The sequence below is a fragment of the Streptococcus infantis genome, from assembly GCF_047464155.1.
GTDB lineage: Bacteria > Bacillota > Bacilli > Lactobacillales > Streptococcaceae > Streptococcus > Streptococcus infantis_U.
On record NZ_JASHCL010000002.1, the window covers coordinates 272,988 to 285,093 of the forward strand.

13 protein-coding genes and 1 riboswitch are annotated in these 12,106 nt (G+C 39.5%); of the genes, 1 reads left to right on the forward strand and 12 read right to left on the reverse strand.

From position 1 onward, the window contains the following. Positions 1-50 precede the first annotated feature (50 nt). The 4 genes from brpA to QM810_RS05610 all read right to left on the reverse strand — a co-directional run bounded on the left by brpA (position 51) and on the right by QM810_RS05610 (position 3,578). A complete protein-coding gene (gene brpA / locus QM810_RS05595) occupies positions 51-1,109 on the reverse strand; it encodes a biofilm formation/cell division transcriptional regulator BrpA (RefSeq protein WP_414254125.1) in 1,059 nt (352 codons plus the stop codon). Positions 1,110-1,113: 4 nt separating this feature from the next. Beyond that, complete coding sequence (locus QM810_RS05600; protein ID WP_414254126.1) at positions 1,114-1,635, reverse strand: N-acetyltransferase family protein; 522 nt, start codon at positions 1,633-1,635, stop codon at positions 1,114-1,116. After that, positions 1,625-2,068, reverse strand: a complete 444-nt coding sequence (gene tsaE / locus QM810_RS05605; protein ID WP_414254127.1) for a tRNA (adenosine(37)-N6)-threonylcarbamoyltransferase complex ATPase subunit type 1 TsaE — start codon at positions 2,066-2,068, stop codon at positions 1,625-1,627. Before tsaE ends, QM810_RS05600 begins: the two co-directional genes overlap by 11 nt. A gap of 88 nt (positions 2,069-2,156) precedes the next feature. After that, positions 2,157-3,578, reverse strand: a complete 1,422-nt coding sequence (locus QM810_RS05610) for an NCS2 family permease (RefSeq protein WP_414254128.1) — start codon at positions 3,576-3,578, stop codon at positions 2,157-2,159. Positions 3,579-3,774: 196 nt separating this feature from the next. Between QM810_RS05610 and QM810_RS05615 the strand changes: the two genes are divergently transcribed. Next, positions 3,775-4,587: a Cof-type HAD-IIB family hydrolase gene (locus QM810_RS05615; protein WP_414254129.1), complete on the forward strand. Its 813-nt coding sequence runs from the start codon at positions 3,775-3,777 to the stop codon at positions 4,585-4,587. Between the two features lie 135 nt (positions 4,588-4,722). On the opposite strand, the gene QM810_RS05620 is transcribed toward QM810_RS05615, so the two are convergent. From QM810_RS05620 to mgtA, 8 genes are all read right to left on the reverse strand, one after another. Beyond that, positions 4,723-5,148 carry an SP_0198 family lipoprotein gene (locus tag QM810_RS05620; protein ID WP_414254130.1) on the reverse strand — a complete coding sequence of 142 codons (426 nt, stop codon included), beginning with the start codon at positions 5,146-5,148 and terminating at the stop codon, positions 4,723-4,725. Positions 5,149-5,233: 85 nt separating this feature from the next. Next, positions 5,234-6,484, reverse strand: coding sequence for a bifunctional folylpolyglutamate synthase/dihydrofolate synthase (locus QM810_RS05625; protein ID WP_414254131.1), 1,251 nt, complete (start codon positions 6,482-6,484; stop codon positions 5,234-5,236). 305 nt (positions 6,485-6,789) lie between these two features. Next, on the reverse strand, positions 6,790-7,095 hold the full coding sequence (locus QM810_RS05630; protein ID WP_004250503.1) for a DUF1292 domain-containing protein: 306 nt from the start codon (positions 7,093-7,095) through the stop codon (positions 6,790-6,792). 15 nt (positions 7,096-7,110) lie between these two features. Then, positions 7,111-7,530 carry a Holliday junction resolvase RuvX gene (gene ruvX, locus QM810_RS05635; RefSeq protein ID WP_414254132.1) on the reverse strand — a complete coding sequence of 140 codons (420 nt, stop codon included), beginning with the start codon at positions 7,528-7,530 and terminating at the stop codon, positions 7,111-7,113. Between the two features lie 3 nt (positions 7,531-7,533). Then, positions 7,534-7,800: an IreB family regulatory phosphoprotein gene (locus QM810_RS05640; RefSeq protein ID WP_004250500.1), complete on the reverse strand. Its 267-nt coding sequence runs from the start codon at positions 7,798-7,800 to the stop codon at positions 7,534-7,536. Between the two features lie 97 nt (positions 7,801-7,897). Next, positions 7,898-8,470 carry an SP0191 family lipoprotein gene (locus tag QM810_RS05645; protein WP_414254133.1) on the reverse strand — a complete coding sequence of 191 codons (573 nt, stop codon included), beginning with the start codon at positions 8,468-8,470 and terminating at the stop codon, positions 7,898-7,900. Between the two features lie 65 nt (positions 8,471-8,535). Continuing rightward, positions 8,536-8,934, reverse strand: a complete 399-nt coding sequence (gene spx / locus QM810_RS05650; RefSeq protein WP_000591164.1) for a transcriptional regulator Spx — start codon at positions 8,932-8,934, stop codon at positions 8,536-8,538. A gap of 135 nt (positions 8,935-9,069) precedes the next feature. Beyond that, positions 9,070-11,730: a magnesium-translocating P-type ATPase gene (gene mgtA / locus QM810_RS05655; protein WP_414254134.1), complete on the reverse strand. Its 2,661-nt coding sequence runs from the start codon at positions 11,728-11,730 to the stop codon at positions 9,070-9,072. A 192-nt stretch (positions 11,731-11,922) separates the two neighbouring features. Then, positions 11,923-12,079: riboswitch (M-box (ykoK) riboswitch) on the reverse strand. Between the last annotated feature and the right edge of the window lie 27 nt (positions 12,080-12,106).

Here is a 12,106-nt window from a genome sequence, read left to right on the forward strand (position 1 = left end):
TTTCTTTGAAAAAATCGCAGGAAAATTCCTACGATTTTAGTATTCATTTCTTATTGTTCTTGTTGTCCTTGTAGTCCTTGTTGTTCCTGAACTGCAACAGAACCATCCGTTTGCGGCAAACGACCATAAATATTTTCATACAAGACTACATTTGTCTCCAATTCGGTAATTTCTGGTTTGTCCAATGAACGGCGTAAAAGATTTTGCATCTCTAACATATGCTCAGATGTCACAATTTGGTATGATATCCCGTCTATCATTGCATCTTCTCCGCGCAATTGCTGAGACTCAATATTCTTAAAGGAATCCTGATAGCCCATCAACTGAGGGATTGTTGTTGTTGTAATCTCAATATTAGTCTGCATATTATCACTAAGAGCCTTCAAAATTTCTTGGTAGTGGCTGACACTATTCAAACTAAGAATTTTTTCAACAATCTTTTGGATAACTTCGCGCTGACGTTTCTGACGGCCGTAGTCTCCCTCTGGATCCTGATAGCGCATGCGCGAATACACCAGTGCCTCTTCACCATTTAATGTTTGCTCTCCAACACCGATAGAAATCGTGTTAAACGGCTCTTGATCTTGAATAGAGATAGGGAAACCTAGAGTGTTGTTTACTGTGATACCACCGACAGCATCAACCATTCTTTGAAGACCATGCATATTGACCATAATATAGCGGTCTATATGGATATTCATCATTTTTTGAATGGTCGAAATGGCAAGCTCTGCTCCACCATCAGCATAGGCGGCATTAAGTTTAGCCTCTCTCACACTACCATCTGCTTGTTGGATTTGTGTCAGAATATCACGTTCCAAACTCATCATCACAACTTTCTTGGTTTTAGGATTCACTGTTACCAAGATCATTGAATCACTATTTCCTGCCCAAGGATCTGTGCGCTCAACATTTCCTGTATCCACTCCCATAAGAAGGATTGTCATTGGTTCAGTCGCCTCGATAACCTTAGTTTCTTCCCCGATTTGTTTATAGGTTTTGGCTAAAGTCTGTGTACTTTGTTGATAAATAGTGAAGGCATATGCTCCAACACCAAGCACTGTCACAAGAACAAAGCCTAAAAACATTCCAATTATTTTTTTTACCATACCTTTATTCGTCTATCAGTCGACCCATTTGGTAAACGTCAAGAAACTCTCCTCCCTCTATACAAGCACCACGTTTCTGTAATCCTTCTATGATAAAGCCCATCTTTTTATATAGATGAACAGCCGCAAGATTGCGTTTTTGAACTGTCAGTTGTAACCGTCGAATACTTCCACTCGACTGGGCCCACTCAATAGCTTCTTCCATCAAGATACTACCGAGACCATTTCCCCAATAGGCTTTCTTGATGCCCAAGAAAACATCACCAATGTGTTGAACTCGCGGACGCTGATCAGCCGTTATATTGACGACTCCTGCCAATTCTTCATCCAAAAAAGCTAATAAAGTGATCTGATTATCCGATTGGGCCTGCTTGTCAATAAAACTCTTCATTTCGGATTCAGTCATTGCAATTCCATTTTCATCCAGACTGGTAAAGCTAGATTCATGACCAATCTGATCCAGAAGTGCAATAAGAGCCGAAGCATCTTGAACTTCTGCTTCACGGATTAAAAGATCATACTCCATCTGTCAACCTCTGCAAAAGTTCTGCTGCTCGTTGACCGTGGGCATGAAAGACAACTTCACGACCATCATCATCTTTAAGGATTTCTAATTCTAGATAGTCAGCTGGAAGAGCCTCACCTAATAGATGCCCCCACTCAATAACTGTCACACCTGATCCAAAAAGAAATTCGTCCAAATCGATAGAATCTGCATCCCCTTCGATACGATAAACATCCAAGTGATACAGGGGTAGACGTCCTTCATATTCTCGAACAATGGTATAAGTAGGACTCTTAATCATTTGATGAATCCCTAGGCCCTTAGCTAGCCCTTTTGTTAGTGTTGTTTTCCCAGCGCCTAATTCACCAGTCAAAATCAATACATCATTTTTCTCTAGCAGAGAGCCTAACTCTTGTCCAAGAGCAATAAGTTCATCTTCATTTTTTGTGTGCATGCTACTATTATACCAAAAAGTTTTCTTTTGTGATATCTCCACTAATAAAAAAAGAGGAGTTCCCTCCATCTTTTTTCAGGTTTAATCATTAGTTAAGAGCCATACTAATGTAGTTCAAGATGAACAAAGCATCCAAAATCCAAATCATGACATGCACTTCTTTGATTTGACCTTTAACAATCTTTGTCAAAGTATAAGTCAAGAAACCAACGGCAATCCCTTGTGTGATTGAGTAGCTGAATCCCATAAAGATAGATGTGAAGAAGGCTGGAACTGCTTCTGACATATCATCCCAAGGAATGTTTTTCAAGTTAGAGAGCATCATAATTCCGACGATAATCAAAATTGGTGCTGTCGCAGCTGAAGGAACAATGGCAAGAAGTGGGCTAAAGAAGCTTGACAAAACAAAACAGATTGCAACAACTAGGGCTGTCAAACCAGTACGTCCACCAGCACCGATACCTGCTGCTGACTCAACATAAGTTGTAACGTTTGAAGTACCTGCAATGGCACCAACTGATGTCGCTACCAAGTCAGAATAAAGAGCCTTATCCAATTTAGCTGACTCATGGTTTTCACCACTTGTCGCAACGATACCAACTTTTTCACCTGTACCGATAAGAGTACCAATTGTATCAAAAATATCAGTCAATGAGAAGGCAAGAATTGCCATCAAGGTTTCTGGTAAACGAGAAGTATTTGAAATCAAAGATCCTAAACCTTCTGAACCAAGAGCAGCACCAAACAAAGTACCTAAGTCGTTAACTGCTGATGAAAGATTGTTGCTAGCGAAGTCAATCCCTGACACATTAACAAGACCAACCGCAATAGCAAGGACTGTCGTTGTTAAGATAGAAAGGATGATACCACCTTTGATACCTTTAACAACAAAGAAGATTGTAATGGCAAGACCTGCAATAGCTACTAATACTGCCGGAGTATTGAAATCTACTAATCCTGGAACAGCTGCTGAATTCGCAGTAATCGCCGCTTGAGCCTTATCTGCTCCTTCACCTGCTACAGTATATGTACCTGGGTCAATTGAGAATTTCAAAAGACCAGCATTTTTAATCCCAACGTAAGCAAGGAAAACACCAATACCAGCTGAAATTGCTGAGCGAAGTGTTGTAGGAATAGATTCAATAATCATTTTACGAACATTGGTCAATGTAATAATCAGTGAAATAACTCCACAGATGAAGACCATCCCAAGAGCTTCTTTCCAAGTATAACCCATCCCAAATACGACGGTAAATGTAAAGAAGGCGTTAAGTCCCATACCTGGGGCTTGTGCATATGGCAAGTTTGCATAGAAAGCCATCATCAAAGTTCCCACAACAGAACCGATGATTGTTGCCAAGAATACACCCTGAACAGGCATTCCTGTTTGTGAAAGCATTTGAGGGTTTACAAAGAGAATATAACTCATTGCAAAGAAAGTTGTTAAACCAGCAAGAACCTCTGTACGGACGTCTGTCCCGTGCTCTTTTAGTTTAAATAATTTGTCCATTTTTAATCTCCTTTGTCATTTTACGAACAATATGACTATTATAACACCAATCATTCATCTTTTCAAGGTATTTTTACTGAATTATAAAAATCTTATCCGATGCTATCCTTCTTCTTTTTACTTATTGTCAGCTTTTCTAGCCACTTTTTGATATAATAGAAAACATCTTATCTGAAACTAGATTCGGGAGGATTTTATGACTAAAAAAATGATTGCCGTCGATTTAGACGGAACTCTACTCAACTCTGAAAGCAAACTTTCTGACTTTACTATTGAAACAATTAAGAAAATCTCTAAAAAAGGCCACCAAGTCGTTATTGCAACTGGTCGCCCATATCGTATGGCAAAAGATTTTTATGACCAACTTGAACTTGAGACTCCTATGATCAACTTCAACGGTTCACTCACTCACCTACCTGGTAAGGTTTGGAAACATGAAAAATGCCTTACAGTGGACAAAAAATACCTCTTGGATATCGTAAAACGAAAAGAGGACATCGAGGCAGACTTTATCGCAGGTGAATACCGTAAAAAGTTTTACATTACAGCCCCGGACAAAGAAATTGCCGATCCTAAATTGTTTGGTGTTGAAAACTTTCGCCCTGAAAATCAATTCAAGTCTGACTTAGTGACTAAGGGGCCAAACTGTATTTTATTACAAACTAGGGCAGACGATAAATATGCACTGGCTGAAGAGATGACCAGCTTTTACAAGCATCAGCTTAATATCAATACTTGGGGTGGTCCCTTGAATATCCTAGAATGTACTCCAAAGGGAGTTCACAAGGCATTTGCTCTTGAATACCTTCTCAATGTCATGAATATAGACAGACAGAATCTGATTGCCTTTGGTGACGAACACAATGACCAAGAAATGCTCTCTTTTGCAGGTAAAGGCTATGCTATGAAAAATGCAAATCCTGCTCTCTTACCTTTTGCAGACGGGCAATTACCATTAACCAATGAAGAAGATGGTGTCGCCCATTTTTTACAAGAGCAGTTCCTTTAATAAAACCTATCCCTCCATACTTTTTTGGTAGAAAATAACTACCTTAATCGTATGGATTTTTTTATGCTAAAAATCGATTAAAGAAAAAAGGACCCGAATCCGTGTTAACGAGATTCAAGTCCTTACAAAAGATATCTATTTTTTTAAAACAATACGATCAGAAACCTCACGGTCCATGTCATCGATGATTATTTGATTCTCCTCAGCTACATAAATCTTGACGTCATCTCCGATGATGACTTTCTGACTGTCTGGTTCAAAAGTTACCTTCTTAATTTCCTGATCACCATCAGGTTCTACTTCCGTCCATGTTCCAGTATTACCAGTAACAACGAGAGTAATACTATCTCCCTCATCTTGCCCCTTATAGGTACCATCTATATCGATGACTGGAGCATTCGTAGCGCTAGTTGTTGTTGACTCAGATACCTGACTTGTTATCACTTCTGAACTTGTGCTTGTTTGTGGTGCCGAAGCTGTTTGTTCTTTTGTTGAACAAGCAACCAAAAGACTAAGACTTGCCCAAGTTGCAAGAGAAAGTGTGAATCTTTTTAATGTCATGATAGCTCCTTTCTTTTGGCGGCTAAAAGTAGCAAAAAACTGCTGAAATATTCCACCTCAACTATAACAAATAAAGATAGGTGGGTCAATCAAATGACTCTGAGGCCATGAAACAAGCTCGAACCTCAGATATAAAGTAGAGAGATCCTGTCACAAATAGCAGGTCTTTCTCTCCTGCAGAAGCTTCAAAAGTATCTATAAATTCTTGATAAGAAGCAATGCTTGTATAATCTCTAAAGTCTTGCTCTTCCAAGGAACCCTGATAGTCAAAACTCGTAACATAGAGATCTGCGTCAGGTAAATGCTCTGTTAAATAAGTAAGCATCCCGCTATAATCTTTCCGCTTTAGGGCACCAAATAGGATTTGAGGCTGGTACCCTTGCTGGATTTTCTCTTGGATAAACTCAACCAAACGCTCTAGAGCTGGTAAATTGTGAGCCCCATCCAAATAGATGTGCTCAGTGACAGCTTCTAGCCTTCCAACCCATTTAGTAGCTTGCAAGGCAGCACGTACTGCTTCTTGATCTACTTTCTCGTCTCTTTGTGCCATAAATAGTAGAAAAGCTTGCAAGGCAAGAGCTGCATTTTCCTCCTGATAGGCACCCTCTAATCCCAATATTAGGTGGTTAAATTCAGCTAGAGAAGAAGAGAAGTTCCCATTTTGGAAAGAAAAATCTTGGTCAGCTTGGTAGAGACTTACACCCAAATCAGTAGCTGTCCTTTGACAAACGAGTTGAGCTTCCTGTGCTAAATTTGCAATCACAGCTGACTTCCCGGACTTAAAAATCCCTGCTTTTTGCTCAGCAATTGCTACCAGACTATCGCCCAAGGTCTCCTGGTGATCGAGGCCAATTGATGTGATGATTGCAATTTCTCCTGTCACTATATTGGTAGTATCAAGAAGTCCACCTATCCCAACTTCCAGTAGGACCAAATCTACTTCTTGCTCTTTAAAATAAAGCAAAGCAATCAGGGTCAGCAACTCAAAAAAAGATAGCTGATCGTGGGTTTCTAAAAGTCTTTGCTCCATTGTCTTGACTTGTTCTGCCAAACTGATAAAATCATCATCCGATATAGGCTCACCATTAATACAAATACGGTCATGGATGCTGACAATGTGGGGCGAAGTAAAGGTTCCAACCTTCTTGCCATGGGAAACAAAAAGTTCCCTCATAAAGGCAATAGTTGATCCTTTCCCATTAGTCCCCGTCACATGGATAATTGGATAGGTTTGCTCAGGATTCCCTAGCAAATCTACTGCTCTTTGCATTCGGCCTAAACCTGATCTAAAATTCAAGCCAATCCGACTATGAAGCCATTTTTCAACTTCAAACATGCTTATCTCCTTAATCCTTAATAAAAAAGCGAAGAATTTCTTCGCTTTTTACTGATTTAGCTATATTTTATTTCGATACGGGCTAAAAACGTCCACTGGACGTTCCAACTCTTTCTAGTTTCTAGGAGTTGGGCTAAAAACGTTCCCCAGACTTACTGACGGTTTTTATTTTTTAGCGTCAGGGTAAAAATGTTCCCCGGATGTTCCTGCTTTTTCTTATTTCTAGAAGCAGGGCTGATACAGTCTCCCAGACTACCTGCGTTTCTATTTTCTAGCGCAGGGCTAAAAACATCCCCCGGATGTTTTTACTCCTCCATAAAGCTGTTGAAGACTTCTTCAATCATGTTCCATTCATCGTCTGAATCTTCAGGGATTGGTTGCAATTCACCTTCAGTTCCATCTTCATTTTCGATGAATGAGTATGCTTGAATTTCAACTTCTCCGTTTTCATCTTCTTCTGCATTAACTGGTACAAGAAGAACATAGTTTTTACCAAATTCTTCTTTTCCGTCAATAGTCAAAAGGATTTCAAATAAAGTTTCGTTTCCTTGCTCATCTACAAGTGTAATAAGTTCACGTTCTTCGTGATCATGGTTGTGATCGTGTGACATAGTTTCTCCTCTGTCTTAAAATTTTCTATCTAAATAATTTTGCAAAATCAATTGAGCCGCTAATTTATCAATAACTTTTTTACGCTTATTGCGACTAACGTCTGCTTGCTCAATCAACATGCGCTCTGCAACAACCGTAGTTAGGCGTTCATCCTGGTACTCCACTGGCAAACCAAAGAGTTCTTCCAGTTTTGCTCCATATGCTTGACTCGCTTCAACCCGCGGTCCGCTGGTATTGTTCATATTTTTAGGCAAACCAACAACAAAGCGCTCCACCTTATAGCTATCAACCAATTCCTTGAGTCTTTCAAAACCGAACTCTCCCTGGTCTTCATTGATTTGGATGATTTCGAGTCCTTGTGCTGTAAACCCTAACGGATCGCTGATCGCTACTCCTACTGTTTTGGAACCAACGTCCAACCCCATAATTCTCATTGGTTATAGATCGACTCCTTGTCCCTTAAGGTAGTAGCGGACCAATTCTTCAACAATCTCATCGCGTTCGTATTTACGGATTTGATTTCTTGCGTTATTGTAACGAGGAACGTAAGCTGGGTCTCCACTGAGAACATAGCCCACAATTTGATTAATAGGGTTATACCCCTTCTCGTTCAATGAAGCATAGACTTCTGTCAATGTTTCACTGATCTCTTTTTTATTGGAATCGTCCAATTTAAAACGTACGGTTTCTTCAGTAAATCCCATTCTAACACCCTCTTTCCTTAGAATAGTACTATTATAGCACATTCACAACCTTTCTACAAATAACACATTCTGAATTTGTTGTTTTTCTGTAACGTCCTTACTGGACAGTCGCGCCACTTGCTACTCTATTTTCAATATATTCTTCTGGTTCGTTTTTTAGTAGATTTTCTAAACCTACATTTTTTAAATATTCGCTTTCGCTTACCTTTTTAACATCTAGGACTTGAAAATCATAACTTGTCTTCGTTTCAATCTCTGTCTCACTTAAAAGATTGGTTTCAAGACTAAAACCAGGAATTTTTCGAGCTGCTTGAACTGACTCATCTTTGTCTTCCTCTTCTTTCAAAGCACTCTTTGCCTGCTCTAATCCATGCTCGGCAATGTAGCTCTTAAGTTCATCTGAAACTTGCCGTTTTTGCTGAATCGTTAGAGTCAAGAACTGTTTACCCTTATAGGTAATAATTTGGGTTTGCTGTACACCATTTTCGTCAACAGGTAGAACAAGAGTCTTGGTTACAACTGTATTGTTATTGGCATTTTCTAAAACAGGTAGAGTTGATTGAAGAGCTTCTGTCGTTGTGTCTTTAGAAGGTTCCGTAGACTCTTTTTTCTGTCCACAACCAGCTAGTAAAAATAGAAGGGCAACTGTACCGATAACTATCTTCTTCATATTATTTTATTTTTCCTTATTTAATCTATCAAATAAGGCCAGGAGTCACTCCCAGCCTTGATGTTTTATAGTGCTGCACGTAAACGTGCTTCTGCATTTTCTACATTGCGGACAGAGCGTGGCAAGAAGGCACGAATGTCGTCTTCTTTATAGCCAACTTGCAAACGTTTCTCGTCGACAAGAATTGGACTTTTTAGGATGCGTGGTGTTTCCATGATTAAATTAAGCACTTCATTGACACTCAAATCTTCGATATCAACTCCAAGAGCTTTAGCGTAGCGATTCTTTGATGATACAATGCTCGCAATTCCATTGTCTGTTTTCGTTAGAATATCTAATAGTTCTTCTCTAGAAATCCCCTCTTTACCGAGGTTTTGTTCTTTATAACTTAACTGGTGGGCATTGAGCCAGGTCTTAGCTTTTTTACAGCTAGTACAACTTGAGACTGTATAAATTTTGATCATGTACCTACCCCTTTCGCTACATGTTACTATCAGTTTATTCTATTATACCATAAAAAACATCCGACTTGCGACCTATTTTTAAAAAAATTTAACTTTTTCCCCAGTTTTTCTCCTTTTTTCTTGACAAAACACGAACTATAACCACTCTTTGTACTTCTTAATGTATAATTTCTTAATAACCGTGACGCTAAACATGTACAAGAAGATAATACCGACCAAAAACAAGAAGTATGGCAGTCCCAATGGAGCTAAACGAAGGATATTTACTAGTGGTCCATAAGGTAAACTAGTTACAAAGAAAGCTGCAACCAAAGTTGTAAAAATCACAAGCCAAGCTGGTCTGCTTTGTACAAAAGGAACTTTTGCTGTACGAAGCATATGGATAACCATAGTTTGAGACCACATAGATTCGATGAACCATCCTGTTTGGAACAAGATAATAAACTGAAGGGCAGATTCAGAACCATGAACATAATGATAGCCTGTCACAAAAGGAACAATGATAAAATAGAGGAAAATAAAGGTCAAAATATCAAAGATAGATGAAATTGGACCCATCCAAACCATAAATCGCGTAATAGATTTTGCTTCCCATGTATGGGGTTGTTTGAGGAAGTCTTGATCCACATTATCAAATGGCAATGCCACACAAGACAAATCATAGACTAGGTTTAAAACAATGAGATGAACAGGAGCCATTGGTAAAAATGGCAAGAAGATACTCGCAACAAGGAGTGAGAAGATATTCCCAAAGTTTGAACTGACGGTCATCTTGATGTACTTTGTCATGTTGGCGTAGACCTTACGACCTTCAACGATACCAGTTTCAAGAACCATGAGATCCTTGTCTAACAAAATAACATCCGCTGTTTCTTTGGCAATGTCTACTGCTGTATCTACAGAAATACCGACATCTGCTACCTTCATAGATGGGGCATCATTAATACCGTCACCCATATAACCAACACCGTGACCATTTCTCTTTAACTGTAGAATGATACGCGCTTTTTGGTCAGGTGACAATTTAGCAAAGACTGTTACTTTTTCAACCACTTCTGCCAATTCTTGGTCTGTCATTTGGTCGATCTCAGCGCCCAAAAGGATGTGTTCAACATCCAAACCAACCTTTTCACAGATGGCTTGGGTTACTTTTTCATTATCCCCAGTTAAAATTTTTGTTTTGACACCATGCTCAAGTAGAGCTTGAATAGCGGGTGCTGCAGATGGTTTTGGTGGGTCCAAAAAGGCAAGGTAACCCGTAAGGATCATGTCACTTTCATCAGTCACAGCATAGGCATAGTCTTCACGTAGACCTGACTTGTAACCAACACCTAAGACACGCAAACCTTGACGGTTTAATTGACCAACTTCTGCCAACACTTCTTGACGAATGTCTTCAGTAAGAGGGATGACTTCTCCACGGTACTCCACATGTGTCGAAATGTTCAACATTTCTTCTAAAGCGCCTTTGGTAACCATACTAACGACATTGCTATCATCTTTGACAATGACACTCATGCGTCTACGTTCAAAATCAAATGGAAGTTCGTCGATTTTTTGGAAGCTAGTATCCAAATTTTGTAGAATAGCATGTTCTTTAGCTTCTTTTTCAGTTCTACTGATAATGGCACGGTCCATCAAGTTTTTCAAACCGGTTTGAAAATGTGAATTTAGATAGGCTCTTCTTAAGACTGCCATATCCAAATCGCCATGGATATCTAATGGGTATTCTAAAACAATCTCATCTTGCGTTAAAGTTCCAGTTTTGTCCGTACATAGGATATCGATTGCTCCTAAGTCCTGGATAGCATTGAGTTTTTTGATGACCACTTTTTCCTTGGCCATGATAATGGAACCTTTGGCCAAGCTGGCTGTAATAATCATTGGTAGCATTTCTGGTGTAAGTCCAACACCAACGCTCAAGGCAAAAACTCCAGCCTCTAGCCAGTCTCCGTCGGTCAAACCATTTGCGAAAAACACAATTGGAACCATGATAAGCATCAAGCGGATCAAGAGCCAAGAAATGCTGTTCATTTCACGTTCAAAAGAAGTTGGTTCATCATAGGTATTGAGGGTTTGCTCAATGGCCCCCATCATGGTGTCATCACCAACTGCTAGAACCATAGCTGTAGCACTGCCTGAGATAACGTTTGTCCCCATGAATGCCAAAGATTCTGCTTCTAGTAGGCTATCTACATTTTGATTGGTGGCTTTATTTAAAGCAAGCTTTTCGACTGCATCACTTTCTCCAGTCAAACCTGACTGTTGAACAAAAAAGTCTCGTGATTCAAATAAGATGACATCTGCTGGAATCATATCTCCAGCGCTCAATTTCACGAGGTCTCCAACAACCAAGTCATCGATGGGTAACTCTTGTTCAAGACCATCGCGAATAACAGTTGCTGTATTGACAATCATTTTTGAAAGATTGGTTGTTGCCTTGTCACTCCGCAATTCTTGGACAAAACGGATGCCTCCTGAAATCAAAACCAAGACAACAATAATGATAGAGGTTGTCGGGTCCTCTTGACCAGGTTTGGCAAGCCAGACGTTTGTAACGAGAGAGATAAAGGCAATCACAAGCAAAATGATTGTGAAAGGATTGATAATGGACTCATAAATCTTTTTAAAGATGGAATCCTCTTGACCCTTTGTGATGGTGTTTTCACCATATAGGTCACGGTTTTCTTCGACTTGTTCTGAATCTAAGCCTTTTAGACTTGTATGGTAAAAAGCTAGACTTTCTTTGAATGGAGTTTGAATAGCTGTTGCTAGTCTTTCTTTTGTAGTTTTCATTGGTTTCTCCTATCTATATGAATAGTGATTTCATACACAGGGACCAATCACTTTATAAGGACAGAACGACACAAATCAGCGATTGGCTGTGTATGTGCGGTTCTGGATGATCGTCAATTTGCATCGTTTGTCTCCTTTCTTTGTTTTAAAACAGCAGAAAGTCCTGCCATAAAATGGCAGGACTAAAAAACTTATTGTCTGTTTTCGTTCAAGCTTTAACTCCATAGGGCGATGTAATGAGCTTAGTCTTGACCTTCGCGACCAGGACTGTTGACCAACGAGTAGTGTCTCCACTGTTTTGCGGTAGTCATCCGTATCCCTATGGTAGCCTCACCTACCGTTTTCGCCTTTCAGTATAAACCTTTAACTAGTAAAA

What these genes read in the sequence shown, in the direction of transcription:
- brpA (WP_414254125.1), bottom strand. Translation starts at nt 1,109, where the DNA reads ATGGTAAAAAAAATAATTGGAATGTTTTTAGGCTTTGTTCTTGTGACA.
- QM810_RS05615 (WP_414254129.1), top strand. Translation starts at nt 3,775, where the DNA reads ATGACTAAAAAAATGATTGCCGTCGATTTAGACGGAACTCTACTCAAC.
- QM810_RS05625 (WP_414254131.1), bottom strand. Translation starts at nt 6,484, where the DNA reads ATGTTTGAAGTTGAAAAATGGCTTCATAGTCGGATTGGCTTGAATTTT.
- QM810_RS05600 (WP_414254126.1), bottom strand. Translation starts at nt 1,635, where the DNA reads ATGGAGTATGATCTTTTAATCCGTGAAGCAGAAGTTCAAGATGCTTCG.
- tsaE (WP_414254127.1), bottom strand. Translation starts at nt 2,068, where the DNA reads ATGCACACAAAAAATGAAGATGAACTTATTGCTCTTGGACAAGAGTTA.
- mgtA (WP_414254134.1), bottom strand. Translation starts at nt 11,730, where the DNA reads ATGAAAACTACAAAAGAAAGACTAGCAACAGCTATTCAAACTCCATTC.
- QM810_RS05620 (WP_414254130.1), bottom strand. Translation starts at nt 5,148, where the DNA reads ATGACATTAAAAAGATTCACACTTTCTCTTGCAACTTGGGCAAGTCTT.
- QM810_RS05630 (WP_004250503.1), bottom strand. Translation starts at nt 7,095, where the DNA reads ATGTCACACGATCACAACCATGATCACGAAGAACGTGAACTTATTACA.
- ruvX (WP_414254132.1), bottom strand. Translation starts at nt 7,530, where the DNA reads ATGAGAATTATGGGGTTGGACGTTGGTTCCAAAACAGTAGGAGTAGCG.
- QM810_RS05645 (WP_414254133.1), bottom strand. Translation starts at nt 8,470, where the DNA reads ATGAAGAAGATAGTTATCGGTACAGTTGCCCTTCTATTTTTACTAGCT.
- QM810_RS05610 (WP_414254128.1), bottom strand. Translation starts at nt 3,578, where the DNA reads ATGGACAAATTATTTAAACTAAAAGAGCACGGGACAGACGTCCGTACA.
- QM810_RS05640 (WP_004250500.1), bottom strand. Translation starts at nt 7,800, where the DNA reads ATGGGATTTACTGAAGAAACCGTACGTTTTAAATTGGACGATTCCAAT.
- spx (WP_000591164.1), bottom strand. Translation starts at nt 8,934, where the DNA reads ATGATCAAAATTTATACAGTCTCAAGTTGTACTAGCTGTAAAAAAGCT.